The 26,076-nt window shown below is 66.9% G+C and carries 26 protein-coding genes; 5 read left to right on the top strand and 21 right to left on the bottom strand.

Going from position 1 to position 26,076, the window contains the following annotated elements; translation table 11 throughout:
• The first annotated feature begins 10 nt into the window (after positions 1-10).
• Complete coding sequence (locus tag A5724_RS10990; protein ID WP_067800734.1) at positions 11-1,486, top strand: acetyl-CoA acetyltransferase; 1,476 nt, start codon at positions 11-13, stop codon at positions 1,484-1,486.
• A gap of 7 nt (positions 1,487-1,493) precedes the next feature.
• Here the strand turns inward: A5724_RS10990 and A5724_RS10985 are convergent, their stop codons facing one another.
• From A5724_RS10985 to A5724_RS10930, 12 genes are all read right to left on the bottom strand, one after another.
• Entirely contained in the window at positions 1,494-2,057 is a 564-nt protein-coding gene (locus A5724_RS10985; protein WP_369830622.1) for a hypothetical protein, read from the bottom strand.
• On the bottom strand, positions 2,057-3,247 hold the full coding sequence (locus tag A5724_RS10980; protein WP_067800727.1) for an NAD(P)/FAD-dependent oxidoreductase: 1,191 nt from the start codon (positions 3,245-3,247) through the stop codon (positions 2,057-2,059). The genes A5724_RS10985 and A5724_RS10980 overlap by 1 nt, the downstream gene beginning before the upstream one ends.
• 1 nt (position 3,248) lies before the next feature.
• On the bottom strand, positions 3,249-3,986 hold the full coding sequence (locus A5724_RS10975; RefSeq protein ID WP_067800724.1) for a DUF72 domain-containing protein: 738 nt from the start codon (positions 3,984-3,986) through the stop codon (positions 3,249-3,251).
• Entirely contained in the window at positions 3,983-4,612 is a 630-nt protein-coding gene (locus A5724_RS10970; protein WP_067800722.1) for an endonuclease, read from the bottom strand. The genes A5724_RS10975 and A5724_RS10970 overlap by 4 nt, the downstream gene beginning before the upstream one ends.
• A 19-nt stretch (positions 4,613-4,631) precedes the next feature.
• On the bottom strand, positions 4,632-4,964 hold the full coding sequence (locus A5724_RS10965; protein ID WP_067800719.1) for a TfoX/Sxy family protein: 333 nt from the start codon (positions 4,962-4,964) through the stop codon (positions 4,632-4,634).
• A gap of 105 nt (positions 4,965-5,069) precedes the next feature.
• Positions 5,070-6,092, bottom strand: a complete 1,023-nt coding sequence (locus A5724_RS10960; protein WP_232004786.1) for an LLM class flavin-dependent oxidoreductase — start codon at positions 6,090-6,092, stop codon at positions 5,070-5,072.
• A 21-nt stretch (positions 6,093-6,113) separates the two neighbouring features.
• Positions 6,114-8,432: an endopeptidase La gene (gene lon, locus A5724_RS10955; protein WP_067800715.1), complete on the bottom strand. Its 2,319-nt coding sequence runs from the start codon at positions 8,430-8,432 to the stop codon at positions 6,114-6,116.
• Positions 8,433-8,460: 28 nt separating this feature from the next.
• The gene (locus tag A5724_RS10950) at positions 8,461-8,766 is read right to left on the bottom strand and encodes a hypothetical protein (RefSeq protein ID WP_067800713.1); all 306 of its coding nucleotides are present in this window, start codon (positions 8,764-8,766) and stop codon (positions 8,461-8,463) included.
• A gap of 408 nt (positions 8,767-9,174) precedes the next feature.
• Complete coding sequence (locus tag A5724_RS10945) at positions 9,175-10,170, bottom strand: esterase family protein (RefSeq protein WP_067800710.1); 996 nt, start codon at positions 10,168-10,170, stop codon at positions 9,175-9,177.
• A 200-nt stretch (positions 10,171-10,370) separates the two neighbouring features.
• Positions 10,371-11,615 (bottom strand): alpha-hydroxy acid oxidase, encoded by a 1,245-nt coding sequence (locus tag A5724_RS10940; protein WP_067801214.1) that lies wholly within the window; start codon positions 11,613-11,615, stop codon positions 10,371-10,373.
• 12 nt (positions 11,616-11,627) lie between these two features.
• Positions 11,628-13,022: a mechanosensitive ion channel domain-containing protein gene (locus A5724_RS10935; RefSeq protein WP_067800707.1), complete on the bottom strand. Its 1,395-nt coding sequence runs from the start codon at positions 13,020-13,022 to the stop codon at positions 11,628-11,630.
• A complete protein-coding gene (locus tag A5724_RS10930) occupies positions 13,019-15,199 on the bottom strand; it encodes an adenylate/guanylate cyclase domain-containing protein (protein WP_067800705.1) in 2,181 nt (726 codons plus the stop codon). The genes A5724_RS10935 and A5724_RS10930 overlap by 4 nt, the downstream gene beginning before the upstream one ends.
• Positions 15,200-15,237: 38 nt before the next feature.
• On the opposite strand from A5724_RS10930, the gene A5724_RS10925 reads away from it, so the two are divergent.
• On the top strand, positions 15,238-15,675 hold the full coding sequence (locus tag A5724_RS10925) for a DUF1810 domain-containing protein (protein ID WP_067800702.1): 438 nt from the start codon (positions 15,238-15,240) through the stop codon (positions 15,673-15,675).
• Here A5724_RS10925 and A5724_RS10920 read toward each other — a convergent pair.
• The 8 genes from A5724_RS10920 to A5724_RS10885 form a co-directional block, all read right to left on the bottom strand.
• A complete protein-coding gene (locus A5724_RS10920) occupies positions 15,659-16,936 on the bottom strand; it encodes an alpha-amylase family glycosyl hydrolase (RefSeq protein WP_067800699.1) in 1,278 nt (425 codons plus the stop codon). The two genes, A5724_RS10925 and A5724_RS10920, sit on opposite strands and share 17 nt — an antisense overlap.
• A complete protein-coding gene (locus A5724_RS10915; protein ID WP_067800696.1) occupies positions 16,933-17,412 on the bottom strand; it encodes a nucleoside deaminase in 480 nt (159 codons plus the stop codon). The genes A5724_RS10920 and A5724_RS10915 overlap by 4 nt, the downstream gene beginning before the upstream one ends.
• A gap of 10 nt (positions 17,413-17,422) precedes the next feature.
• The gene (locus A5724_RS10910; RefSeq protein WP_232004785.1) at positions 17,423-18,040 is read right to left on the bottom strand and encodes a rhomboid-like protein; all 618 of its coding nucleotides are present in this window, start codon (positions 18,038-18,040) and stop codon (positions 17,423-17,425) included.
• Positions 18,031-19,704, bottom strand: a complete 1,674-nt coding sequence (locus A5724_RS10905) for a tetratricopeptide repeat protein (RefSeq protein ID WP_067800690.1) — start codon at positions 19,702-19,704, stop codon at positions 18,031-18,033. Before A5724_RS10905 ends, A5724_RS10910 begins: the two co-directional genes overlap by 10 nt.
• On the bottom strand, positions 19,640-20,701 hold the full coding sequence (locus tag A5724_RS10900) for a hypothetical protein (RefSeq protein ID WP_067800687.1): 1,062 nt from the start codon (positions 20,699-20,701) through the stop codon (positions 19,640-19,642). The genes A5724_RS10905 and A5724_RS10900 overlap by 65 nt, the downstream gene beginning before the upstream one ends.
• On the bottom strand, positions 20,694-21,275 hold the full coding sequence (locus tag A5724_RS10895; RefSeq protein ID WP_067800684.1) for a TetR/AcrR family transcriptional regulator: 582 nt from the start codon (positions 21,273-21,275) through the stop codon (positions 20,694-20,696). The genes A5724_RS10900 and A5724_RS10895 overlap by 8 nt, the downstream gene beginning before the upstream one ends.
• Before the next feature lie 89 nt (positions 21,276-21,364).
• The gene (locus A5724_RS10890; RefSeq protein WP_067800681.1) at positions 21,365-21,712 is read right to left on the bottom strand and encodes a DoxX family protein; all 348 of its coding nucleotides are present in this window, start codon (positions 21,710-21,712) and stop codon (positions 21,365-21,367) included.
• Between the two features lie 120 nt (positions 21,713-21,832).
• A complete protein-coding gene (locus A5724_RS10885) occupies positions 21,833-22,630 on the bottom strand; it encodes an alpha/beta fold hydrolase (RefSeq protein WP_067801210.1) in 798 nt (265 codons plus the stop codon).
• Between the two features lie 49 nt (positions 22,631-22,679).
• Here A5724_RS10885 and A5724_RS10880 point away from each other — a divergent pair, with 49 nt between their 5' ends.
• Positions 22,680-23,234, top strand: coding sequence for a TetR/AcrR family transcriptional regulator (locus A5724_RS10880; protein ID WP_082964966.1), 555 nt, complete (start codon positions 22,680-22,682; stop codon positions 23,232-23,234).
• Here the strand turns inward: A5724_RS10880 and A5724_RS10875 are convergent.
• Complete coding sequence (locus tag A5724_RS10875; RefSeq protein ID WP_067800678.1) at positions 23,215-24,714, bottom strand: FAD-dependent monooxygenase; 1,500 nt, start codon at positions 24,712-24,714, stop codon at positions 23,215-23,217. The genes A5724_RS10880 and A5724_RS10875 overlap by 20 nt on opposite strands.
• A 92-nt stretch (positions 24,715-24,806) precedes the next feature.
• Here A5724_RS10875 and A5724_RS10870 point away from each other — a divergent pair, with 92 nt between their 5' ends.
• The gene (locus A5724_RS10870; protein ID WP_067800674.1) at positions 24,807-25,370 is read left to right on the top strand and encodes a TetR/AcrR family transcriptional regulator; all 564 of its coding nucleotides are present in this window, start codon (positions 24,807-24,809) and stop codon (positions 25,368-25,370) included.
• 37 nt (positions 25,371-25,407) lie between these two features.
• Positions 25,408-26,031 (top strand): PaaI family thioesterase, encoded by a 624-nt coding sequence (locus tag A5724_RS10865; protein WP_067800671.1) that lies wholly within the window; start codon positions 25,408-25,410, stop codon positions 26,029-26,031.
• Positions 26,032-26,076 lie beyond the last annotated feature (45 nt).

Genomic DNA, 26,076 nt, shown 5'->3' with positions numbered 1-26,076 from the left:
ACTGGATCCCATGCCCATCGACCCGCGGACCCCGGTGCTCATCGGCTACGGCCAGGTCAACCAGCATGACGACAATCCCGCCGTGGAACCGGTGGACCTGATGGTGGCGGCGGCCCGCGCCGCGGCGGACCCGCGGGTGCTGGAGGCGGTGGATTCGGTCTGGGTCGTCAACGTGCTGTCCTGGCGCTACCGGGATCCGGGCCTGCTGCTGGCTCAGCGGTTGCGGGCGAAGAACGCCGCGACCCGCTACACCGGCGTCGGTGGTAACGTGCCGCAGACATTGGTCAACCAGGCCTGCCTTGACATCCAGGCGGGGCGCCTCGACACCGTGCTGATCGCCGGCGCCGAAACCTGGCGCACCCGAACCCGATTGCGCGCCAGCGGCGCCAAGCCGCAGTGGACGAGCCAGGACGACACCGTCCCGCAGGCCGAGCGGGTGGACGAGGACATGCAGATGGTCGGCGACGCCGACCTCCGGATCAAGCTGGACCGGCCTGCCTATGTGTACCCGATGTTCGAGCAGGCGCTCCGCATCGCAGGCGGCGAATCAGTCGACGAGCATCAACGCCGGATCGGTGAACTCTGGTCGCAGTTCAGTGGGGTGGCGGCGAAGAACCCACACGCATGGAGCCGGGAGCCGCTGGCACCGCACCAGATCTGGCAGCCGAGCCCGCGTAACCGGATGATCAGCTGGCCGTATACCAAGTTGATGAACTCCAACAACATGGTCGATCAGGGTGCGGCGCTGGTGCTCACCTCGGCGCAGAAGGCGCGTTATCTGCAAATCCCCTCGGAGCGCTGGGTTTTCCCGTACGCCGGGGCCGATGCCCACGACACCTATGCGATCGGTGAGCGAGCCGAATTCTATCGGTCGCCCGCGATCAGAATCGCTGGTCAGCGGGCCCTGCAGTTGGCGGGCATCGGTGTCGACGACGTCGACTTGGTCGACGTCTATTCGTGCTTCCCGTCCGCGGTTCAGGTGGCCGCCAACGAACTCGGGTTGCCGCTCGGCGACCCGGGCAGACCGCTGACCGTCACCGGTGGGCTGACTTTCGCGGGCGGGCCGTGGAACAACTACGTCACCCATTCGATCGCCACGATGGCCGAGCGGCTGGTCGCCAACCCCGGTCAGCGCGGGTTCGTCACGGCCAACGGCGGCTACCTGACCAAACACAGCTTCGGGGTGTACGGCACGCAGCCGCCTGATCACGAATTCCGTTGGGAGGACGTGCAATCCGAGGTCGACCGGGAGCCGAGCACGCAGGCGGTCGTCGAGTGGTCGGGGGTCGGCACGGTCGAGACCTGGACCACGCCGTTCAACCGCACGGGCACCGCGGAGAAAGCGTTCCTCGCCGTGCGCACCGGTGAGGACGCACGCGTGCTCGCGGTGATTCCCGAGGCCGCCGAGGCTGAGGCCACCGTCCGCGACGACATCGCGGGCGCCAAGGTGCAGGTCAACGCCGACGGCAGCGCGAGCCTGCTCTAGCGCATCGTCACGGCGCGTCGACGGGCACGTCGGTGTATTGCGGCGTGTAGCCGTCCGACGAGAACGTGAAGCCCTTGCCACTCGTTTCGCTCAGACACGAGACGCCGGACTCCTGCACGTTGCAGCGGAACCCCGCTACCGCAAGAATTCTGTTGAACTGCAACACTTTTGGCGAATCAGCGGTACCGGCGAACTCGGATTCGTCGAGGGCGACGAACTGCGGATCGCCCTCCTCGTCGACGACGATGGCGTTGGTCGAGTCCGGTTCGCCGTCCACGCCGAGGCCGGACTGCCAACTGCTGGAGGCCTGACAGCCCGCCTTGGTGTGCGTCACGATGGCGCACTTCCACTTGCCACTGGGCGTGGTGAAGTAATAGCCGGTGGTGTCGCCGTCGTGTCCGACGAAGTCGAAGGCGTTGACCAGGTGCGCGTTGCTCGGCGGAGCCGATGGCGGCGCGCTGGTGGCCGCGGCGGGCGGTGCGGCGCTGTCCGACGTGTTGATCACGGTCCCGCTCGAACAGCCGGCGGCAAGCAGGACGGTCGCGCCAAGCGTGACCAGGCGGCGGCGGATCAAGCGTCTCCCCATGGTTCGCGGGACCGGATCTGCGACTTGATGTCGTCGAGTCCTTCCCAGATGTTCACGTTCATCCCGGCCAGCACCCGGTCGTCGCGGTCCAGCCAGAAGGCGGTGAATTCGCGCTTGGCGACGTCACCGCGGAACACGACCTTCTCATAGTCCGGGGCGTGGCCGACATACTCCATCCCGAGGTCGTACTGGTCTGTGAAGAAGTACGGCAGTTCGTCGTATTCGGCGGGTTTGCCGAGCATGCCCGCCACCGCGACGGCGGGTTGTTTGAGCGCGTTGGCCCAGTGCTCGGTGCGAATCCGGGTGCCGAACAGCGGATGCTCGGCCGCCGCGATGTCGCCGACGGCGAAGATGTCCGGATCGCTCGTGCGCAGCGACGCGTCCACCAGCACGCCGCCATCGCCGATGGCCAGCCCGGCCTGCTCGGCGATGGCGATGTTGGGAGCCGCCCGGGCGGCGACCAGGACGGCGTCCGCGTCGACGGACGTGCCGTCGCCCAGCCGCAGGCCGGTCGCCTTGCCGTCGGCGGTGACGATCTCCTGCACCGACGCGCCGAGGCGCAGGTCGACGCCGTGTTCGCGGTGCAGCGCGGCGAACACCTCGCCGAGTTCGCGTCCAAGCGCGGCCATCAGCGGTAGCTCGGCCGCCTCGACGACGGTGACTTCGACGCCGCGCTCGCGGGCGCCCGCGGCCACCTCGAGACCGATCCACCCGCCGCCGACGACGGCCAGCGAGGACCCCTCCACCAACGCGGAATTCAGCGCGTCGGCGTCGTCGAGCGTGCGCAGGTAGTGCACGCCGGCAGCGTCGGAGCCGGGAATGGGTGGCCGCCGAGGTCGCGATCCGGTGGCCAGCAGCAGCTTGTCGTACCGCACGGTGCTGCCGTCGGGCTGTGAGACGGTCCGGGCGGTCGGGTCGATCGCCGAGACCTCGGTGCCCAAGTGCAGTTCGACGTGGTGATCCCGGTACCAGGATGACGCGTTGGTGGTGAAGTCGGCGACCGCCTTCTTACCCGCCAGGTATTCCTTCGACAGCGGAGGACGCTCGTAGGGCAGGTGTTCCTCGGCGGCGAACAACACGATGTGGCCGTCGAAATCTTTGTCGCGCAATGCTTCTGCAGCCTTGGCGCCGGCCAGGCCGCCGCCGACGATGGCGAATGTTGACGACGATGTCATGTCAGCCGAGCCTACTCGCCGCCAGCATCTCCTTGAGGGTCCTGGCGTTGCGGATGGCGTGTCCGCCGAGGTCGTTGTTGAAGTAGACGAGCACCCGCCTGCCTTCTGCGTCCCACTGGGCGATTCGGTCGGCCCACTGCCGCAGTTCCGTTTCCGGGTAGGAGCCTGCGTACAACGAATCCTGTGGCGGACCGTGCATCCTGACGTACACCAGGTCGCTGGTGGCCCGCGGGATGCACCGCAGTCCGGCCCCGCTCATCACGACGTAGGCAGCACCATGCTGTTCAAGCATCGCGTAGACGGCTGGGTCGTCCCACGTGGGATTGCGTAGTTCCATCGCGACGGGAATCCAGTCGGGCAGCACGCTCAGGAAGTGATCGAGGCGCGCGTCGTCGCGTTCCATGCCCGGATGCAGTTGCACCAGCAGCGCCTCGCGCCGCTCGCCCAGCGCCGTCCAGCACCGCTCGAACCGCTCCACCCACGGCTCCGGGGTGCCGAGCCGCCGGTAATGCGTCAGCCCGCGGTGCGCCTTGACCGACATGGTGAAGCCGTCCGGTAACCGCTGCCGCCATCCGGCGAACGTCGCGTCCTTGGGCCACCGGTAGAAGCTGGCGTTGAGTTCGACGGTGTCGAACTCCTCGACGTAGCGGGCCAACCGCTTGGCGACCGGTAACCCCGGCCGGTACAGCACGTCGGCCCAGTGGTCGTAGGACCACCCAGAGGTGCCGATACGGATCATGTTCCCTGCTGCACCTCGACGCGCAGGTCGTCGTCCAGGGATACGCGGACCAACGCCGCGGCCAACTCTGCAGTCTTGGCCCCTGCGAGTGCGCCGAGCTTCTCGGGGTCAGCAGGCAGCCCTAGTTGCCGGGCGGCGGCGACGGCCCGCTTGTCGAAGTACGGCCTGGCCCACGGCCACACCTGCTGCGCCTCGCGCAAGAAGATGTCCGCGCCGGTGTCACCAATTCCCTTGAAGCGCTTCAGCAAACGGACGGTGCCGGGCACCTCGCCGGTGGCCAGCTTTCGCAGATCGCCGCCGTAGTCGTCGCGGACGGCCGTTGCAATGTCCGCCAACCGGGTCGCCGAGCTTTCGTCGTAGCGGACGTAGTGTGCGCGCCCGAATGTCCGGATGATGTCCCTCCGGTCGGCCTCGAGGACCGCGTCGGGCGTGCGCAGACCGGCGCGGAACAACTCCCGCGCGGCCTGCACCGCGATGGAAGCCTCGATGGGCTTGCTCGCCAGCATGGACAGTGTCAAAAGTTGAAATAGCGGCATCGGCTGGTCTTTCAGTCGGATGCCCGCCTCGGCGGCGTAGGTGGTGCCCGCCTGCTCCAGCAGACTGCGAACCACCTGCTTGCTGTCCACCTCGGTTGGCGTACCCGCGTCATTTCGAGGGCAAACTCTTCGCGTAGTCGACGCCGCGTGTCACCCAGGCCTGCAGTTGGCGTTTGGTTTTCACGCCGTCGTCGGACACCCGGATCCAGCCGCGAGTCTGCCGCCCCGCCATCACCATGGGTTCGACGTGGTTGCGGCTGAGGTGTTCGGCGGTCTCGTCCGGCGGCACGCGCACCATCAGGCCGCCACGACCGCTGGCGCACACCGCCATGTTGCCGTTGATCAGGAATGCCAGCCCGCCGAACATCCGCTTCTCGTCGACGCCGCGCTGGGCGGCGACCAGCTCGCGGATGCGGTCGGCCAGGTCTTCGTCGTAGGCCATGCCAGGACGTTAGCGCCCGTCACCGACATTCAATGTCCGTCGGCGATGACGGTCCACGATCCGACCCTGTGATCGGCCGAGTCGTAAACGTCTCGGTTGTCACGGCTAAGAGGTACCCGATGCCGGCGTCCAGCCCAATCTCGGTCCCAGCTTCTCCGCCATATCGGTGATGATCTGGACGTAATCCTCCTCGTCGAACGAGAACGGCAATGCGAATGCGGCCTCGTCGGCGCGTTGGAAGCCCGGATGGGCGCCCAGCATTTCGGCCAATTCGTCGGAGGTGCCGACGTAGTCGGGGGAGAACAACGCGCCCCGGGGGCCCTGCGGCGACTTCGTGCGCTCCAAGCGCGCCGCCGCGTATGCCCGGTACTTCTCGATCTGTTCGCGTGACGCCGAGTCGGTCGGAATCACGACCAAGCCCTGCGACACCCTGGCCCGCTCCGGGTCGGGATGGTGACCGAGGAACGCGTCGATGTGCTCGGCCTGAATGGTCGCGAAATCCCGCGACTCGGTGCCTTCGATGCTGACCACGGAACTGGTCATGTAGTTGATGCCCTGCCGGCCCGCCCAGATCGCCGACGACAGCCCGCCGCCGTACCAGACCCGCGACGCCAAACCCTCGGAGTACGGCTGCACCCGCCTGCTGAAGTCCTCGATGCCGACCTTGCCCTCGAAGTCGCTCACCGGATCACCGCGAAGGCACTCCAGCAGCCGCAGCACCCTGTCCTTCGAAAAGTTTTCCAGCTCATGGGTTTCCGGGTACAGCTTGGTCTTGTAGTGCTCGTAGAGCATCGGCGTGCCGACGGAAACGCCGGGGTTGATCCGTCCGCCTGAGAGGATGTCGACGGTCGCCAGATCCTCGGCGAGCCGCAGCGGATTCTCCAGGCCGAGCGGGATCACCGCGGTGCCCAACTCGATGCGGCTGGTGCGTTGGCTGGCGGCGGCCATCATCGCGACGGGGGAGGAGATACCCGGCTGCAGGTGGCGGCACCGCAACCAGACGCTGTCGAAGCCGAGCGCTTCGGCGCGCTCGATCATCGACAGCGTCTGCTCGTGCCCTGGCCCTGGATCGGCTTCGTCGAACCGGCCGATGGTCAGGAACCCCAGCTTGCGCAAAGGTCTTTTCACCATGACCCTTTCCGGCACGGGTCAGGCCGCGGCGGTCGCGGCGGTCGCAGGCTCCAGCGCCTGCGCGACGATCTCCGCAACGTCGGTCATCGGCTTGACCTCGAGCGCCCCGAGCACATCCGCCGGAACGTCATCCAAGTCGGGCTCATTGCGCTGCGGGATGAAAACCGTTGACAATCCTGCCCGTTGCGCGGCAAGGAGCTTCTGCTTGACCCCACCGATCGGCAGCACGCGGCCGTTCAACGTCACCTCACCGGTCATGCCGACGTCCGACCTCACCTTCCGGCCGGTGGCCATCGAGACCAGCGCGGTCACCATCGTCACGCCCGCCGACGGACCGTCCTTCGGCACCGCGCCCGCGGGCACGTGCACGTGGATGCGACGGTCCAGCGCCTTCGGGTCGACGCCCAACTGCTCAGCGTGTGAACGGACATACGACAACGCGATCTGCGCCGACTCCTTCATCACGTCGCCCAGTTGACCGGTCAACTGCAGACCCGGTTCACCGTCGGTCGATCCGGCCTCGATGTAGAGCACATCGCCGCCGAGGCCGGTGACCGCCAAGCCGGTGGCGACGCCAGGCACCGCCGTGCGTTCCCGCGACTCGGGCAGGAACCGCGGCCTGCCAAGGTACTCAACGAGATCCGGCTCATCGATGGTGATCGGGCCGGACTCGGTGGCCAGCTTGGTGGTGACCTTGCGCAGCGCCTTGGCCAGCAGTCGCTCGAACTGCCGCACCCCGGGTTCGCGGGTGTAGTCGGCCGCGATCTTGCGCAGCGCGTCCTCGGTGACAGTCACCTCGTCCTCGGTCAGCGCCGCCCGTTCGCGCTGCCGGGGCAGCAGGAAGTCGCGGGCAATCGCGACCTTGTCGTCTTCGGTGTAGCCGTCGATCTGGATCAACTCCATGCGGTCCAGCAGGGCCGACGGGATGTTCTCGATCACGTTGGCTGTCGCCAGGAACACGACGTCGGACAGGTCGAGATCCAGTTCCAGGTAGTGGTCGCGGAACGTGTGGTTCTGCGCCGGGTCCAGCACCTCGAGCAGCGCCGCCGACGGGTCGCCGCGGTAGTCGGAGCCGACCTTGTCGATCTCGTCGAGCAGCACGACGGGGTTCATCGACCCAGCCTCGCCGATCGCGCGGACGATGCGGCCAGGCAACGCGCCGACGTAGGTGCGCCGGTGGCCGCGGATTTCGGCCTCGTCGCGCACGCCGCCGAGAGCGACGCGAACGAACTTGCGGCCCAGCGCCTTTGCGACACTTTCACCCAGCGACGTCTTGCCGACGCCGGGTGGACCGGCCAGCACCATCACGGCGCCGGAGCCGCGTCCGCCGACCACCGCCATACCGCGCTGGGCGCGACGCGCCCGCACGGCCAGGTACTCGACGATGCGGTCCTTGACGTCCTCCAGGCCGTGGTGGTCGGCATCCAGGATCTCCCTGGCCGCCGTCAGGTCGGTGGAGTCCTCGGTCTTGACGTTCCACGGCAGCTCGAGCACGGTGTCCAGCCAGGTGCGGATCCAGCCGCCCTCAGGGCTCTGCTCGCTGGCCCGCTCGAGCTTGCCGACCTCACGCAGCGCGGCCTCGCGCACCTTCTCGGGAAGGTCGGCGGCCTCGATGCGCGCCCGGTAGTCGTCAGAACCATCGGGCTCGCCCTCGCCCAATTCCTTACGGATGGCGGCGAGTTGCTGACGCAGCAAGAACTCCTTCTGCGTCTTCTCCATGCCCTCGCGGACGTCCTCGGCGATCTTGTCGTTGACCTCCACCTCGGCGAGGTGGTCGCTGTTCCACTCGATCAAGGCCCGCAACCGCTCGGCCACGTCGGGTGTCTCCAGCAACTGGCGCTTCTGCACCTGGGTCAGATACGACGCGTACCCGGCGGTGTCGGCCAGCGCCGACGGATCGGTCAACTGGTTGACGAAGTCGACGATCTGCCACGCCTCGCGCCGCTGCAGATAGGCCAGCAGCAGCTTCTTGTATTCGGCTGCCAGGGCGCGGGTTTCGTCGGTCGCGTCGGGTTCGGTGACCTCGGTCACCTCCACCCATAGGGCCGGTCCCGGCCCGTTGACGCCAGCGCCGATCTGGGCGCGGCTATTACCGCGCACCACCGCTGCCATGCCGCCGCCGGCCACTCGACCGACCTGCACGATCGACGCCAACACACCGTAGGACGGGTAACGGTCCTCGAGACGGGGCGCGATCAGCAGTTCACCGGACTCGCTGGCCCGCGCCGCGTCGACCGCCGCGCGTGCCGCATCGTCCAATTCGATGGGGACGACCATGCCGGGCAGCACGATCGAGTCGCTCAAGAACAAGACGGGCACAGATTTGGCTTCAGCCATGAATCCTCCAAAGTTCAGTCTGACCGACTCAACCCTGGACGGCGCTCCTTTGTTCCCACCGCGCATGGGCACGCCCGCCGATCGCGAACGTGTCCGCCATCAGCAGCCCCACCGTGGTCCACGACACGATCGAGGTGACACCGGCCGCGACGTCGACCGACAGCCTGGCGATGAGCACGAGCCGGACGCCCACCTCGATCAGCAGGCCGACGCCCCACATCGCTGACAGCAGAATGTGGACCCGGCGCGCGTACTGCTCGGCGCCTGGCGCGGGCTCGTCGTCGCCCGGTTGAAACCGCTGGGCCACCACCTGTGTCAGCGGCGTGCCGATCACGCAGCTGCCGAGGAAGATCAGCCGCTGATGCCGTTTACCACCGTGTTGCCCGACAGGATCAACTCGGGTCGGTGGTCGCCAGTGCGACGGCCAGGCTGAGCCCGAGGGTCAGCATCAGGTAGCAGGCGCCACACTAGTCAGATGACCGTCATCGCCATCACAGGCGCCAGCAGTGGCGTCGGCGTGGCCACCGCGCGTCAACTCGCAGGGCGCTGCCGTCGTGCTCGGTGCGCGGCGCACCGACCGCCTGCGCACGGTGATGGAAGCGCTGCGGCAGGAGTCTACGGACGATGTAGTGCGCACGGCGTCGAGGCGAAATCGCCGTCAGACCAACGGTTTCAGGGCTAGCGCACACAGCAGGGAGCCTGCCGCTCGGGGGTGACGGCAGGCTCCCTTTGTGGGTGGAACTCAGGCGGACGCTTGCGCTCCAAGCACCCGCTGGATGTCGGGCTTCATCTGCTGCAACTGCTGACCCCAGTAGCCCCAGCTGTGCGTGCCCGTCGCCGGGAAGTTGAACACGCCGTTGGTGCCACCGGCCGCGATGTAGTTGTCGCGGAAGGTTTGGTTAGTCCGCAACGTGAACCCTTCGAGGAACTGCGCGGCCATCAGGTTGCCGCCGTCGTCACCGACGTCTAGATCCGACGGGGTACCGGTGCCGCAATAGATCCAGATCCTGGTGTTGTTGGCCACCAACTGCGCCATGTTCACCATCGGGTCGTTGCGCTTCCACGCCGGGTCCGACGACGGACCCCACATGCTCTCGGCGTTGTAGCCGCCCGCGTCGTTCATCGCCAGCCCGATCAGCATCGGCCACCAACCCTCAGACGGGTTGAGGAAGCCGGAAAGCGATGCGGCGTAGATGTACTTCTGCGGGTAGTAGATCGAGTACGTCAGCGCCGTGCTGCCTGCCATCGAGATACCGACCACCGCGTTGCCGTTCTGCGACACGCCCTTGTTGGCCTCCAGATAGGCGGGCAATTCCTGGGTCAGGAACGTCTCCCACTTGTAGGTGTAGTCCTGGCCGTTGCCCCGCGACGGCTGATACCAGTCGGTGTAGAAGCTCGACTGGCCGCCCACTGGCATGACGACCGACAGGCCCGACTGGTAGTACCACTCGAACGCCGCCGTGTTGATGTCCCAGCCGTTGTAATCGTCCTGGGCGCGCAGGCCGTCGAGCAGATACACCGCGTGCGGGCCGCCGCCCTGGAACTGCACCCGGATGTTGCGGTTCATCGACTGCGAGAAGACATCCAGGTACTCGACGGGCAGACCCGGTCGCGAGAACGCGTTGGCAGTCGCCGAACCCCCGACGAAGCCGATCAGCCCGGGCAGGATCGCCGCCGCAACGGCGCTCACCGCCAGTCGGCGGGACCACTTGGTCCGAAACCTCTCCAATAACTTCATAACGGCAACCAACCCACCTTTCATTACTTTCCACAAAGCAATTGCCGTTGCTTCGGGCGTAATGAAACACGCTCAGGCGGGCCTGCCGCCGTCCCGACACAGTGTTGCGAAGTCGCGGTTGGCTAACGATTCCGACTCGGGCCGGACTCGAGAAACCCGGATCTGGCCTGTGACCTGTGGGAAAGCCGTTACGGATGTGACTAGCCGACGGGGTCGATCGCGGCGCGCCCGAACCGGTGCAATTGGGTCACGTGCCGCGGGGTCAACTCGTCGAGCGAAGTCACGCCGAGCAGTCGCATCGTGCGGGTGACCTGCGCGGACAGGATGTCGACGGCCCGGTTCACGCCCGCCTCGCCGCCTGCCATTAGCCCGTAGAGGTAAGCACGGCCGACCAGCGTGAAGCGGGCGCCCAGCGCGATCGCCGCGACGATATCGGCGCCGGACATGATTCCGGTGTCCAGCAAAATCTCGGTGTCGCCACCGAGTTCACGCGCGACCGCGGGCAACAGGTGGAACGGCACCGGCGCCCGGTCGAGTTGCCGACCGCCGTGATTGGACAGCAGCACGCCGTCGACGCCGAGGTCGACCGCCGCCTTGGCATCCTCCAGGGTCTGAATTCCCTTGACCACCAACTTGTTCGGCCACTGGGTCTTGATCCAGGCCAGGTCCTCGAACGTCACGGTGGGGTCGAACATGGTGTCCAGGTACTGCGCGACGGTACCCGGCCACCGGTCCAGCGACGCGAAAGACAAAGGCTCCGTAGTCAACAGGTCGATCCACCAGCGGGGCCGCGGCACCGCGTCCAGCACCGTGCGCAGCGTCAGGGTCGGCGGAATCGACATGCCGTTGCGGGTGTCCCGCAACCGCGCGCCCGCGACCGGCACATCGACGGTGACCAGCAGCGTGTCGAAGCCTGCCGCTGCCGCCCGCTCCACCAGCGCCATCGAGCGGTCCCGGTCTTTCCACATGTAGAGCTGAAACCAGTTACGGCCGTGCGGGTTTGCCGCCTTGACGTCTTCGATCGAGCTGGTGCCCAACGTCGAAAGCGAGAACGGGATGCCTGCTGTGGCCGCCGCGTGGGCGCCCGCGATCTCACCCTCGGTCTGCATCAGCCGGGTGAAGCCGGTCGGCGCGATCCCGAACGGCTGCGCAACATGGTCCCCGAGCACGGTGCGACTCGTATCGACTTTCGCGACGTCGCGCAGGATGGTCGGGTGAAACTCGATGTCCAGGAACGCCTGTCGGGCGCGAGCCAACGACAGCTCTTCCTCGGCGGCGCCGTCGGTGTAGTCGAACGCGGCTTTGGGCGTGCGTCGCTTCGCGATCCGGCGCAGGTCCTCGATGGTCAACGCCGCGTCCAGCCGTCGCTGCGTCGCGTTGAGTTGCGGCTTTTTGAAGCCGATCAGCGGTGCCAGTTCGCTGGGCCGGGGCACCCGGCGCTTCATGGTGGCCATCTTTCAGTCGGCGGCCAACGCGCGTTGGACGCTGGCCCTTCGCTGTTCGATGGTGCGGCCGATGTCCTGGAGCAGGAGCGGCTTTCGGCCAACCAGTTCTTCGATGTGTTCCCGGTCGATCTGCAAAACGGTCACCTCTTCGAGCGCGTAGGCGGTGGTGGCGGCGTGCTCCCTGGTGAGCGTGGTGCTGCCCAGGAAGTCGCCCTTCTCGAGGGTACGCACCGGAATCACGGCGCCGTCATCGCCCATCACGACAAGTCGAACATGGCCGCTGACGATGAACGACATCCGTTTGGGCACCTGGCCCGCCGCCTGGAGGTGCTCGTCGGTGCCGTACCTGGCGAGCCGGACGCGGGGCAGCAACTCCTCGTGCTCGGCCTGCGTCAGCCGCAGCGTCGGGGCGACGATGCGCAACGACGCCTCCAGCCGTTCCCGCGTCTCGAATTCGTCCTCGGCCTCGTCGAGGTGCAGCCCGGCCCGCCGCGACGCATACCAAACCCAACGCAGGAAGGTCGCCTGCGCGGCGATGTCGTCCGCGGGCGTGCGCAGCGGTATCACCGTCCGATAGTTCAGGCCGCCGCCGAATCTGGTGACCGGCATGGCATCGGGGCGCAGCTGCGGCAGTGCCGCCGCGGTTCTGCTGAGCAGCGCGCAGACGTCGTCGGGCGGATCGTCGAGCCCGAACTGCGTGGTGACGACGAGGGAATGGGTGCTAGGCGGACGGCTGAAGTTGGTGAACGACGCGGCGGCCAGCACCGAGTTCGGCATCACGAGCAAACCGCTGCCGGTGTCGATATGGGTTGCCCGCCAGTTCACTTCGACCACCCGCCCGCGGGCGGTCGGGGTCTCGATCCAGTCGCCGAGCTGGAACGGCTGCTCGAACAACACGAACAGGCCGGAGATGATCTGGCCGACGGAGTTCTGCAGGGTCAGACCGAGCACGATCGACGACACACCCAGTGCGGTGAACAACCCGCCGATATGCGCACCCCAGATGTAGGCGAGGATCAGTCCGACGCCGATGGCGATCAGCGCGAACCGCGCGACGTCGAGGAAGATCGACGGAATCCGCCTGCGCCATGAGCCTTCTGGGGCGCCCTGGAACACGGTGGCGTTGGTGCCGGACAGCAGCAGCACGAGGACGACGAAGCCGAACACCGTGGCCACGATGCGCACCGGGGTGGTCTCGCCGGAGATCTGCATCGCTCCGACAAGCAGAATCAGCAGTGCGCCGAGCGGAAGTATGTAGGTGCGCACCAAGTAGACCGGGCGCGCCAGTGCGCTGTCTCGTCTGCGCAACGCGTTCTGAAGCTCGGTGAGTAGCACCAGGCAGATCGGGAAGCCGATCGCCACGCCGGCTGCCCAGTAGAACCAGGGGGAGTCCAGCAGCTCGGTCACGGTTGGCGCTCTGCCAATCGCCAGATCGGCTGCTCTTCACCGTCGACGGTGATGGCGCCCGTGGATGTGAACGTGCGGGTGTCGCGCATCGCGTCGTAAACGCGCGCGGTGACGTACACCCCTGGCTGCGGCGACCCGCTCTGCACCTGGTACGCCAGATTGACGGCGGACCCCCACATGTCATAGGCCAACGTGGACCGGCCGACAAGGCCGCTCGTCACGGTGCCGGTGTCGATGCCCGCCCGCAGCTTCAGGTCGTTGCCGGTCTCGGCGTTGAACCGGTCAATGGTGCGTTGCATCTCGATCGCGAAGTCGACGGTGCGCCGCACGTTGTCCAGGCGGGGGGTGCTGAGACCGCAGCTGGCGAGGTATCCGTTGTGCAGCGTCCGGACCTGCTCGACCCCGAGATTCTCTGCAGCGGAATCGAACTGGCGGGTCAGCCGGTTCACGATCGCCAGCAGTTCCTCGGAGCTGAGGTCGTCGGAGAGCTCGTCGAGACCGACGATGTCGGCAAAGATGACCGTCACGTTCTGGTGGTCCTGGGCGATGGTCTCCTCGCCCTGACGGTAGCGCTGCACCACCTGTTCCGGCATCAGCGAGCGCAGCAGTCGGTCGTTCTCGCTGCGCTGCTCGGCGAGCAGGTCCTCCTTGATCGCGAGGTTGCGGCTCATGTCGTTGAATGCCACGGTCAGGTCGCCGAATTCGTCACGCGATTTCACCGGCAGGGCGACGTCGTAGTCGCCCGCGCTGATCTGCTGGGCGCCCGCTTCGAGTCTGCGTATCGGCCGGACGAACAGGCGCGCCAGCAGCATGGCGGCCAGGCAGACCACGAAGATGATGACGGCCGTTGAGATGACGAGGGTTTGGGTGAATCTGGCGACGGGTTGGAACGCCTCGCTCGAGTCGATCTTCGCGACGATCGACCAATGCAGTCCCCGCAGGTCGACGGGTGCATACGCCTGCAGGGTTCGATGCCCCAGATAGTCGTCCTCGATCAGGGTCCCTCGCTGGCCGCGCTGCGCCAACCGGATTGCTTCGCTTTCTACCGGTTGCACCAGCGTCGTGCCGTGCTGACGGATGGATTCCTCGGCCACGTCGGGTGACGTTCCGGCGTTGATCACATCGGTTTTGAACTTCTCGGGGTTCTGCAGGAACAACCGCGAATCCGACCGCATCAGGTCGTCCGGGCCCACCAGGTAGGTTTCCCCGGTCTCACCCATGCCTGCCTGTTGCCACTTCTGGTTGACCGTCATCAGATCGTTGATCTTGGAGATCGGGAACTGCAGTGCCAGAACGCCTTCCACCCGTCCTGGCGGGCCAACGGGTGACACCATCCACGCGGTCGGCTCGTCGGCGGGCTGGTAATCGCCGAAATCGGTGACCCCGACGTAGTTCACCGCGTGTGTCGCCAGCGCCTTGGTGTAGGCGTCGCGGAGTTCGTTCTCGCGGTAGGGGCCGTCGAGGATGTTGGTGCCGAGATCGACTCCTTTGTAGGCGCTGTAGACGACGTTGCCGCGGGTGTCGAGCAGTAACGCGTCCTCGAACGAGAAGCGCAGCACGATCTCCCGGAAGAATTCGTTGAACCGGGCGTTCGCGGCCGACCACGCGCTGCCGTCGCCTGCGTCGTCGAACCGGATCGCCTGATCCCAGTTCGCGAATCGGGCGGTGTAGTTGGCCTGCAGGTACTTCTGCGCGTTCGTCGTCGGCAGCAACCCGGTGATGTCGATCTGGCTTCCGGTCTGCGCCTGTTCGGCCTTCTCGAACTGGTTCTTGTAGTAGTCGAGCACCGACTGCCACTGCGGCGGGCTGACGGGCGCGTTGTTGAGTTGGTCGAACGCGGCGGTGAACGCCTCGATCGCTTCGGTGGTGGTCGCGCCGCGGGTGTAGACGACGAGCGAGTCCTCCAGGTCGTTGAATTTCGCCTCGAGTTGTCGCGACTGCGATTCGCGGATCTCGGTGAGCCGGTCGAAGGCCGCGGCGCGCAGCGAGCTGCGCCCGGATTGAAAGCCGATGGCGCCGACCACGGCGGCCGACAGGATGCTGGTCACCAACAGCATCACCAACAGCTTGGACTGGATGCTGATCCGCGACATGATTCGACGACGCAGGCTGCGGCCTCTCGGCGCGGGCGCCGATTCGGGTTCGACGGGGGCTTCCGCGTCGCTGGTTGTCGTCATTGAATCCCGAACCTTAGCCTGCGAAACTTGCCGATGACATGGCAGTGGGGAAATCGTTCGATCTGGGTCGCTTCGTCGACGCCCAGGATCGCGTGTACGACACGGTGGTCGACGAACTTCGCAACGGCGCCAAGCTTACCCACTGGATCTGGTTCATCTTTCCCCAGTTGCGCGGGCTCGGCCGCAGCGGCACTGCGCAGCACTACGGCATCGGCTCACTCGACGAGGCGCGTGCGTATCTGGCCCATCCCGTGTTGGGGCCGCGGCTTCGCGAGTGCACCCGACTGGTCGCCGCGATCGACGGCCGCTCGGTCGACGAGATCTTCGGCTGGCCCGACAACATGAAGGTGCGCTCGTCGATGACGCTGTTCGCTCGGGCTACCGACGACGACACCGATTTCCGCGCCGTGCTCGACAAGTTCTACGACGGCGAAGACGACCCTGCCACCCTGGAGCTTCTCAACGCGGCGCGATGATCAGCCAGCCGTGCGGCGGCACCTCGAAGTCGGTGGCCACCGATTGCGGCGGTGCACCCGAACCGGCGATCACCTGACCCTCGCCGAAGCCGGCCTGGCCGAGCGACACCCGCATCGGCGCATCGTCGATGTTGAGCGCCACCAAGAGCGCGTCGGAACCGCTGCGGGTGGCATAGACGTACTGCGTGTTGGTCAGCTGCAACGGTGACGTCCTGGCGGTGTGCAGCCAGGGATGGCGGCGGCGCAACCCGATGAGGTACTGGTGCAACCGGAAGACGTCGTGGCCCTGTTCGTCGACACCCATCAGCGGGGCGGTGAATTCCGGTCGCACCGCATCGTCGCCGCCGAACCGTTCTTCTTTGACGCCGCGGTAGCCGGCTTCGTCACCGGAGTACACGCTCGGCGTGCCACCCGTGGTGAACAAGAGCACGAGCGCGTGTTCGAGGTGGCGGGTGTTGTCCAGCCGGCTGGCGATACGGGTGACGTCGTGATTGCCGACGAACGTCATCGGTACGAAGTCGTCGAGAAACTCGTTGTGCCGCACCAACGCCCAGTCCAGCTCGTGGAAGTTACCGTCGTTGAGGCTGCTCCAGATCGCCTTCCACAGCTCGTACTGGGTGACCGAGTCGAAGCCGGAGTCACGCACCCGGGCCGAATAGTCGCCGTGGATCACTTCGCCGACCACCCATGCGTCGGGGAACTGTTCGCGGACCCGGGGGAGCACCGCCGCCCAGAACCGGTCGGCGACGGCGTATGCGGCGTCCAGGCGCCACCCGTCGGCGCCGCGGCGCAGCCAGTGCGTCATCACGTCGACGGTGTAGGCGACCACGTCGGGGTTGTCGTGATGGAGCGCGATCAGCTCGCCGTGTCCTTCGAACGTGTCGAAGTCGTTGCCGCGCTTACGGAACCACTCGGTGTGCGCGAAGTCGGTCGCGACGTGGTTGAACACGCCGTCGAGCAGCACCCGCAATCCGCGCCTGCGGGCCTCGACGATCAGGTGGTCGAAGTCGCCGTCGCCGCCGAGTCGCGAGTCGATGCGGTAGTGGTCGACGGTGTCATAGCCGTGCGTGCGCGAGGCGAAGATCGGTCCGAACGCGATTCCCGACGCGCCGAGTTCGATGGCGTGGTCGAACCAGTCGGCGATGCGGCGCAACCGGTGCTGGTCGGCGGTCGGGGGTGCGTCGGCGGGATACGCACCGACGAAGCCGAGCGGGTAGACCTGCCACCAGATGACGTGTTCGACCCAGCTCGGTTCAGTCATGGCCGAAACTTCGCCTCGTACAGCGCTTTCATCGCGTCGGCCAGTTCCAATGCCGGGCCGTCGACGGTCAGTCCCGGCGCGACGGCGTTGACCGGCAGCGGCGCGACGGGCGGCGGTGACGCGCCCCATTCGGCCAGCCATTGAGTGAGCTGTTCCGATGAGGCGGCGTAGACGATGCGGCCCAATCCCACCCACGCGTGTCCCGCCGAGCACATCGGGCAGTGTTCCCCTGAGGTGTACACGGTGGCGCGGGCCCGCTGCTCGGGCGTCAGGTTGTCGACTGCCCAGCGGGCGATCGCGAATTCCGGGTGCCGGGTGTGGTCGCCGTCCTTGACGCGGTTGCGGTCCTCGAACAGGGTGACCCCGTCGCTGTCGACCAGGATCGACCCGAACGGTTCGTCGCCGTCGTCGAGGGCCACCCGCGCCAGGTCCACGCAGCGGCGAAGGCGTTCGAGGTCGTCGTCGCTGATCGCCACAGGCCGGAGTCTACGCAGCCACCGGTTCGCGCCGCCGCGACCGGGTCAGCGGGTAGCAGGCCAGCCCGATCAACAGCGCGCTGAAGTGGCCGACGTTGGTGAAGTCGCGTTTGACGGCCAGCACGGCCGCGAAGACCGCGACCGCGCCGACGACGTAGGGCCATCGCCAGCGCCGCGGAATGTGGTAGGTCAGCACGCCGACGATGCCGACGACAAAGTAGCTCACGCCGATGTCTCTGGCGTCGATGAGCCGCGGCGACGTGAGCGCCTCCTGGATGCGCCAGTACAGGTAGCCCTCGCTCAGGTAGGTGGCCAGGACGTGGCTTGTGATGCCGACGGTCAGCCACCGCAGCGGCCCAAGCCAGCGCTCTGCCGGTGCGACGAAGAGGGTGAACACGATGAGGTAGGGCCACCAGTACTGGCCGTCGATCCAGAGCAGGCTCTGGATCAGCACCCGGATCGGATCGGTGCCCAGGTGGTGCAGGTTCGTCGACTCCTTCTGCAGCAGCGCATGCAGATGTCTGGCCGGGATGGTGTGCTGAATGATCGTGGTGAAGAGCAGCACGACCAGCCAGGTATAGGTCAGCGGTGCCGATTTGACGAACCGCCACATGGACTTCAGTGACATACGTCGAGCCGGCATGCGCAGGACGCCAGGATCGGCACGTCAGCCCGCGCCTTGAGCAATTCGAGGCTCTGCCCGATGATGGTTGCCTCCTGGCTACGACCCAACCGTTGCAGGCATTCGTGGTAGCCGTGCAAACTCCACACGTTGCCGGGGTGCTGGCATGGCCGGGCCAGCGTCGGGTCGAGGCCGAGGTCGGCGGCATACACCTGCGCGGCTTCCTCGACGCGGCCCTGCTCGAGTAGCAGCGCGCCGTAGGCGTGCCGGGTCGGTTGCATCCAGCCCCACGGTTCGTCGTACGGAAGTGCGTCGTCGAGTTCGATCGCGCGGCGCAGATGGGCGAACGCGCCGTCGAAATCGCCCTCCCGGTACTTGATTTCGCCGTCCAGCATCTCACCGGCGATCGCCAAGATGTCGCGGACGGTGTTGTTGAACAAGTATCGGCTGTCGGGAATACGGGCGTAGGCCGCGGTGAAGGCCTCCCGCTCGGCATGCGCCTGCGGTAGCTGGCCCTTGGCGGCGTGCGCGACGCCACGCCCGTAATGGATGGTCGACGTTGTGCTGCAATACAATTCGACGTCGTCGGGCAGTGGTAGGGCGATCAGCTCGTCCCAGCGGCCGAACCGGACCAGCACGTGAACCTTCAGCGGTACGAACGCCTCCAGCCAGTCGGCCATCGGTGGCGACTCGATTGCCAGCAGTTCAGGGGTCAGCTGTGATGTGAGTTCGTCGGCAGCGTCGAACGCCTCTCTCGAATTGCCTTCGAACATCGCCGAATACACGATGAAGTGCAGGTTGTGTGCGCGGTACAGCGAATAGAAGTTGAGTGGACCCTCACGCTCGACGAACTTTCTATCGGCTTGCACCGCAGCCAGATTCGCGACCACCGAGTCGCGATAGTTGCCGCACAGCACGTCGATATGGCTCGGCATGTGCTGCAGGTGTCCGGCGTCGGGCACCAGACCGCGCAGCAGGTCCGCGGCGGGCAGCGCCTCCTGCGGGGTGCCCGACATCTCCATCGTGTGCAGGTACAGGTGCAGGACGCCCGGATGTGCGCGGCCTGCGGGAGTGGTCAGCGCGTTGTCGAGGATCCGCTTGGCCTCGACCACCCGCGACCCCGGTGCGGGTTCACCGGTTCCGGTGTCCCACAACGCCCAAGCCGTGATGTTGACCAGCGCGTCGGCGGACAACGCCTGGACGTCGATGTCATCCGGATACGCCTGCGCCAGCGTGACCATCGCGTCGGCGTAGGCCGAGTGCCCGGCCTGCAGTCCCTCGGTGTCGTCGGGGTCGTCGGTGGGGAAGCGGGCCTGCAGCGCCTCGATCAGCCCGTGTTCGACGGCCGATGCCCGGCCCTTGGCGGCCAGGCCGAGTTCCATCCGCGCGCGCGCCAGCGACGCGGACAGGTCGACGGGATCGAAGGCCTCCCATTGCTTGTTGTAGTTCGGGCCGATCGAGTAGGCGATGCCCCAGCGGGCCACGGCCAGGTCGGGGTCGAGTTCGAGGGCACGCTCGAAACACCGGACCGCCTCGTCGTGGTTGAACGCGTAGGCCCAGACCATGCCTCGGTCGAACCACACCTGTGCCTGTGGCGACGGCGTCTCAATCGGCCGGTGATACGACCCCAGGTCGTAGTATGTATCGGTCACGATCGGTGAAACGCGCATAGACCGCACGATAATTCACTCGCGAAGCGGTGGCGGCGATTGCGAGCAAGCATCCCGCAGCGGCCCAGAGCGCCAGTGTGACAATCGGCGTCTGCACCCCGTTACCGCCGAAGTAGCAGACGCTTCGCAGCAGCGACACCCCCGAACCCTGCGGCACGATGGTGGTGAAGGTCGAATAGAACCCTGACAGCAGCGGTCGACCCACCGGACCGGCGGCGGCAGCGTTGCCGACGACGACCAGGAAGGCGGTGAGCGCCAGCGACGCCGCCGAACCGAGGGCGGCGGCCGCACCCGTGATCGCCCCAGCGACGGACATCGAGTACAGCCACAGCGCGCCGAACACCTGCCAGGTATGACCGGTCAGCGCGCCGAGGATCACGTCGACGTAGACGGTCACCGCGCCCGCCAGCACTGCGGAGAACCCGGCCAGCGACGCCGTCCGCAGCGCGAACGCCAGCGGCGTTCGGACAGTGCCCATCAGCCGTCCCAGCAGCGAGGCGCCGACCGACGCGCCGATGGAGATGAAGATGATCGCGTAGAACTCGACGGTGCCGGACGGGTCGCCCGCCGAGGCCGGCGCGACATCCTCGACGGCCGCGGTCAACCCGGCCTTCGCGGCGATGGCGCGGCCGACCGTCTCGGCGGCGGTGGCGACGCTCTTGCCGCCTCCACCCGCGACGTAGATCTTCAACTCACCCGTGGGGACGACGGCGAGCGCGGCGTCGGTCTTGCGCTCGTAGACTTGGGCGCGAGCGGCGGCGACGTCGCCGACTTCGGTGACCGTCAGCGTGTCCTGACCGCGGATGCCGTCGACTAGTTGCGGCGGGGCCGCCACGGCGACCGACATGTTGTGCAACGTCGGCTTGGCGAATGCGCCCGAGTAGCTGGCGATCATGGCCAGCACGAACAAGGTCAGCCCCGCCAGCGCGAGCGCCACGGTCCGGACGGCGGCGCGGTCGCGCACCGGATGCCGTTCGGCGGCTTGGTGTTTAGCCATTCTCTGCTTCCTTCGAAGATGCGAGTAGTGCGTTGACGGTGTCGAGTGCGGCGCGGACACGGCCGCTCAGGTCGGTTGCTCCCGGTTCCTCCATCCAGTCCCGCAGCACCTCCGTGAACCCGCCGACCAGGAATCGGCTGACGGACTTCGGCGTGAGGCCGGCGATCGGCGACACCACCGGCATGCCCTGCGCGGCAATCTCTTCACATGCGGGCAGCAGTTCAGCGCGGAACGCCGTGACGACCCGTTGGGTCACCGCGCTCGGCACGATGTTGCGGTACATGGAGCGGTGTTCGGCGGCGAAGTCGAACAGTCGCGCGATGCGGGCACGGGCATCGCCGCTGATGTCCGCGGTCGCGGCGGAGAACGCCACGGTGAACGCATTCGCGACGGCGTCGTCGCGGTCGGTGAAGTGCTGGTAGAACACCTGCCTGCTCACCCCGGCGCGAGCGACGATGTCGCCGACGGTCAACGCGTCGACGGGCCGCTCATGGGCCAGCGCGAACGCCGCGTCGCGCAGCAGGGTCCTGACCCGTTCCGCGCGGGGGTCGACGCTGTTCGTTCGAGCGGCCACACCAGCAGCGTAGGCATTTCATAGACAGTTGACTACGAAAATTTAGGTAATCTAAGACAAATTCCCGGGTCGGTGTGACGGCCGTTACCTCACAACGTGTGCAGCACGGCCGCCGCGACTGCGAGCACGAGCCCGACCACGGCGGCCGCCATGTCCTTGGCGCCGTCGGACGCTCGCAGATGAAAAGCGATGGCTCCGATCGACAGCAGCGCCAGTCCGATCGCGGCGGCGACGCCGATCGGCGCCCAGACCAGTCCAACGAGCGCGCCCGCCACACCGGCGAGTTCGCACACGCCGATCAGCCGCCACTGCAGCGGCTTGACACCGAGGTGATCGCGGATCGCCAGCGACTGCGCGACACCCAGCAACTTGATGCTCGCAGCGAACGTGAACAGCGCCGCAAGCAGGATCGTCACGACAACGGTCGCGGTGTCCATCACTTACGCAGAGTAAGAGGCCGACGTGTGGCAGACAATTCTGGCCCCTCTGGGCGGTCCACGCGCGACATCAGCCATGCCTGTCGATTCTCGACAGCTGGATGGCGGGCGTGTGTTGTGTTAGCTGTGCAGTTCGGCGAACTCGACGAACGGCAGCACCGTTTCCAGCCAGGCCTCCGGTTCCGAGGAGAACACCACGTGGCCCGTCGGGAACGTTTCGAACCGGGAACCGGGGATGGCGGCTTCTACGGCCTTCCCCCATCGGGGTGGCGCGGTGAAGTCCTTGGCGCCCCAGGTGATCAGTACGGGTGCGGTGATCTCCGCGGCCCGCGCGCGCAGATCGTGGCCCGGGTCAGTGAAGCTCGCCCACAGCGCGGCGGCGGTGCGCGCGCCCGCGGTTGTCTTCGCGCGAGCCAGCACGCGATCGACGACCGCTCGGTCGGCTGGACTCTTCTCCCGCATGTACGCGCGGACGAATGCGGGGAAGACGGCTTTTATCACCGCGGGCCGCCCCAGCACCGCGCAGCCCAACCGGGTGAACACGCTGTGCGGCGTGAAGCCGCCGGTGTTGACGAGCACGACGCCCGCGACACGGTCGGGCCGGTCCAGCGCGAGGCGGCAGGCGGCGTATCCGCCGACCGAGTTACCGACGACCACCACGCCGGCCAGATCGAGCCGATCGGCGAATTCGACCAGCAGATCGCCGAATTCGACGGCACGCAGCGGGGTTTCGGGCAGGGGAGAGCCACCGTGTCCTGGCCAGTCGAGCGCAATCACGCGACGGCCACTGCCGAGCGACGCGGCAACCGGTGCGTAATCGGTCCGGTCGTGTAGCGCCGCGTGCAGCAGCACGATGGGCGGTCCGGAGCCCTCGTCGGAGTAGGAGACAGTGCCGAATGAAGTCTGCATCGTCGCCATCAGCACGCCCTTTCGTTGACCGGTCGGTCGGTCAGTTACCATAACGCATGTGAATGTGGTGAACAAGAGATCGGCGGCAGCCCAGCAGACGCGGGCGAACCTGATCGAGACCGGACTGGCGCTTGCCGAGGAGTTGGGGCTGGAGGGCTTGTCGGTGAACGCGGTGGTCGCGGGCGCGGGAGTGTCGAAAGGCACGTTCTTCCACCATTTCCCGGATCGGGTGTCTTATCTGGTGGCGCTGCACCGTCGCTTCCACGACGTGTTGTTCGCCGAGATGATGTCGATCATCGACGACATGCCACCAGGCGGGAAGCGGCTTGCGGCCGCCGCCGACGCATACCTGGACGGCTGTCTGCGCGACCGCGGAGTCAAGGCGCTGCTGCTCGAGGCGCGCGGCCATCTGCCGATCGCCGAGGAAGTGACCCGCCGTAACAGGATGAGCGTCGACGTGGTGGCGGCCGACTTCGAGGCGTTGGGCGCAGAGCATCCCCGGCAGTCCGCGCGGCTGTGGATCGCGGCGACGGCCGAGTGCGCTTTGATGGAACTCGAACTCGGCCATCGTGATTCGGCCGCGCGGGATGCGCTCAACGCGCTGGTGCGATGAGCCACCTGTCGAGCCATCGGGACAACGTCGCGCCGTCGTCGGGTCCACCTGCGGCGGCAAGGTAACCGTCGGGCCGGACCAACAGCCAGCCGGCCGGCATCGCGTCGATGGACACATGGCGCAGCGTGACGGTGTCGCACCACGGCTCGTACACCTCGGGGACCGGCCACCCGGTGATGAACAGGGTGAGGGTGGACAGGTCGAGCAGGTCGTAGAGCCTGCCGTCGCCGACGCGCAGATCGGGCACCCGGTCCCCGGCGTGCAGCGTGCCGAGCTTCCCGCCGCCCTTGGCGATCGGGCATGCCCGGTAGCTTGCAGCCAGTTGCCCGAGCCGCGGTCCGGCCTTGTCCTGTACCCGCGAGCGAGCCAGCGCTCTCGGCGCCAACCGCGTGATGGCGGCGTGCACAAGCGGATTGGTCGAGTTGAACGCCGTGGTCGCGCGCTCGGTCATCCGGACGAGTTGGCGGATCACCGGAAGCCGGTCGGATTCGTACGTGTCGAGCAGGTGATCTGGCGCCTGACCGTTGAGCACCATCGCGAGTTTCCAGGACAAATTGATCATGTCCTGGATGCCGGCGTTCATCCCCTGTCCGCCCGCGGGACTGTGGACGTGAGCGGCATCTCCACCGAAGAACACGCGGCAGTCGCGCAGCGTGGTCATATGACGGCTGTTGATCTTAAAGCGCGAACTCCAGTTCAGGTTGTACAGCCGCGCGGGCAGGTGCACGGTGCGGTCGTAGAGCTTCTGAATGTCCTCGAGCGTGGGCTCCGCGGTGTCACCGGTGATGCCGTCGGGGTCGGTGGCCATGAAGCGGAACCGGCCGTCACCCATGGGGAAAACGGCGAGGAAACCGTGGCGGGCCAAAAAGATCGACAATTGGTCCTGCGGCACGTCGCCTGCGAGGTGCAGGTCTCCGAGTACGTAGTTGTGCGTCAGCGATCTGCCGGCGAACGGCAGGCCGAGTGACTTGCGGATCTGGCTGTGCGAGCCGTCGGCGGCGATCAGGTAGGACGCGTCGAGGGCTTCTTCGGATCCGTCGCCGCTACGAAGCACCGCGGACACGCGGTCGGATCGCTGCGTCAGCGCGGTCAATTCGACGGCCCGCTCGATCTTCACGCCCTGACGGTTGACCTGTTCGGTGAGCAGGCGTTCGGTCTCGGACTGGGCGAGAAGCAGCAGGTAGTTGAATTCGCTTGGCATGCGGTGTAATTCGATGGCGGCGATGCGGTCACCGCTTGAGTAGAGCGCCGTCCGCTTGGCCCGGTTACCCAACCGGACGAGCTCGTCGCCGACGCCGCGGACGCGTAACAGTTCGATGGTGCGGGCCTGGATGCCGAGCGCGCGAGAAGTGAGGGAGCGGTCGGGCGCGCGATCGACGACGCGGACGCCGACGCCGAGACGCGACAACTCGAGTGCGGCGGTCAGGCCGGTGGGACCGGCGCCGACGATCAGGACGGGCAGGTCAGCAGAGGAGGTCATGGCGACTCCTTCCGGATAAGTCAACGCCTGGTGACTTAGACGGTAGGCCGCCGGCCTGGCTATGTCAACGATCGATGACTTATTCTCGTGCCATGGCATCGCCCCGTAACCGCAATGCGGCGCAGACCCGCGCCGACATCTTGGCCGCCGCACGCCGGCGGTTCGGTTCCGACGGCTATGAGCGCACGACGCTGCGGGCGGTGGCCGCCGACGTCGGCATCGACGCGGCCTTGGTGATCCGGTATTTCGGCAGCAAGCAGGACCTGTTCGCGGAGGCAGCGGACTTCACTCTCGACCTGCCCGACCTGTCGGAGGTGGACCCCAATGGCGTGGCAGATGCGTTGCTGCCCAGCTTCTTCGCGGTCTGGGAGAACGATCCGACGTTCGTGGCGTTGCTGCGCGCGGCGATGACAAGCCAGACGGCGGCCGACACCATGCGCAAGATCTTCGCCACTCAGGTCGCGCCGAAGTTGGCCGTCGTCACGCCGGACCATCCCGCCCAGCGCGCCGGCCTGATGGGCGCGTTCGTCATAGGATTGGCCGCCACGCGCTACGTGCTGGCCAATCCCGCGGTCGCCGATCTCAGCCACGACGAGCTGATCGGCTGGGCCCGCCCGGTGATCCGCCAATTGCTGGTCGGTCCCGCACCGGGCTGACTCGACAATGCGCTTTAGAACGTGTTCTAGTTCAAAGGTGTTGGACTGGACCCTGGAAAACCTCAGCGCGGACGACGTAGCCCGGTTGCGGTCGATATACGAGCCACTCACGGAATCTGTGCGGGCGCTGATCGACGCCACCATTCGCACCGAGGTCGGCGCCGACGCGGTGGCCGCTGCCAAGGCCGAGATCGACGCGGCCACCGCGCGGTTGCGCAGCGGGCAGGTCGACGGTTCATTCGGTATCCGGTTCACCGCTGACGGCGATCAGATGCCGTGGGGCAATGTCGTGATCGGCGTGCGCAATCCAGTGGCGCCGCCGCTTGTGATCGAGCAGAGCGACGACGGCAGCGTATTCACCGACTTTTATCTGGGCGCGGCCTACGAAGGCCCGCCGGGCCATGTCCATGGGGGAGTCGCGGCGCTGGTGCTCGACCACGTCCTCGGCGCGGCGGCCAGCACCCCGGACAAGCCGCGGCTCACCGGCACCATCACATTGCGCTATGTCCGGACCACCCGGCTCGGCGACCTGCGGGCCGAAGCCAGGATCGCCAGGACCGAAGGCGTGAAGACCTACGCCGTCGGTCACCTCGCCGACGATGAAGGCCTGACCGTCGAGGCCGAGGGCGTGTTCATCCAACCGCGTTGGGCCCGTGACTAATTCGGGGGTGGGTGGGTGTTGCCGTGGAGGAGTTCCTCGGGGTGG

This window comes from Mycobacterium sp. ACS1612, assembly GCF_001667505.1.
In the GTDB taxonomy this organism is placed as follows: Bacteria; Actinomycetota; Actinomycetes; order Mycobacteriales; family Mycobacteriaceae; genus Mycobacterium.
Note: the sequence above shows the minus strand (reverse complement) of the source record. Positions and strands in the feature narration are given on the sequence as shown.

What these genes read in the sequence shown, in the direction of transcription:
- A5724_RS10910 (WP_232004785.1), bottom strand. Translation starts at nt 18,040, where the DNA reads ATGTCACTGAAGTCCATGTGGCGGTTCGTCAAATCGGCACCGCTGACC.
- A5724_RS10925 (WP_067800702.1), top strand. Translation starts at nt 15,238, where the DNA reads ATGGCAGTGGGGAAATCGTTCGATCTGGGTCGCTTCGTCGACGCCCAG.
- A5724_RS10990 (WP_067800734.1), top strand. Translation starts at nt 11, where the DNA reads ATGCCCATCGACCCGCGGACCCCGGTGCTCATCGGCTACGGCCAGGTC.
- A5724_RS10945 (WP_067800710.1), bottom strand. Translation starts at nt 10,170, where the DNA reads ATGAAGTTATTGGAGAGGTTTCGGACCAAGTGGTCCCGCCGACTGGCG.
- A5724_RS10900 (WP_067800687.1), bottom strand. Translation starts at nt 20,701, where the DNA reads ATGGCTAAACACCAAGCCGCCGAACGGCATCCGGTGCGCGACCGCGCC.
- A5724_RS10875 (WP_067800678.1), bottom strand. Translation starts at nt 24,714, where the DNA reads ATGACCTCCTCTGCTGACCTGCCCGTCCTGATCGTCGGCGCCGGTCCC.
- A5724_RS10965 (WP_067800719.1), bottom strand. Translation starts at nt 4,964, where the DNA reads ATGGCCTACGACGAAGACCTGGCCGACCGCATCCGCGAGCTGGTCGCC.
- A5724_RS10885 (WP_067801210.1), bottom strand. Translation starts at nt 22,630, where the DNA reads ATGGCGACGATGCAGACTTCATTCGGCACTGTCTCCTACTCCGACGAG.
- A5724_RS10980 (WP_067800727.1), bottom strand. Translation starts at nt 3,247, where the DNA reads ATGACATCGTCGTCAACATTCGCCATCGTCGGCGGCGGCCTGGCCGGC.
- A5724_RS10940 (WP_067801214.1), bottom strand. Translation starts at nt 11,615, where the DNA reads ATGAAGCGCCGGGTGCCCCGGCCCAGCGAACTGGCACCGCTGATCGGC.
- A5724_RS10930 (WP_067800705.1), bottom strand. Translation starts at nt 15,199, where the DNA reads ATGACGACAACCAGCGACGCGGAAGCCCCCGTCGAACCCGAATCGGCG.
- lon (WP_067800715.1), bottom strand. Translation starts at nt 8,432, where the DNA reads ATGGCTGAAGCCAAATCTGTGCCCGTCTTGTTCTTGAGCGACTCGATC.
- A5724_RS10975 (WP_067800724.1), bottom strand. Translation starts at nt 3,986, where the DNA reads ATGATCCGTATCGGCACCTCTGGGTGGTCCTACGACCACTGGGCCGAC.
- A5724_RS10905 (WP_067800690.1), bottom strand. Translation starts at nt 19,704, where the DNA reads ATGCGCGTTTCACCGATCGTGACCGATACATACTACGACCTGGGGTCG.
- A5724_RS10890 (WP_067800681.1), bottom strand. Translation starts at nt 21,712, where the DNA reads ATGGACACCGCGACCGTTGTCGTGACGATCCTGCTTGCGGCGCTGTTC.
- A5724_RS10920 (WP_067800699.1), bottom strand. Translation starts at nt 16,936, where the DNA reads ATGACTGAACCGAGCTGGGTCGAACACGTCATCTGGTGGCAGGTCTAC.
- A5724_RS10870 (WP_067800674.1), top strand. Translation starts at nt 24,807, where the DNA reads ATGGCATCGCCCCGTAACCGCAATGCGGCGCAGACCCGCGCCGACATC.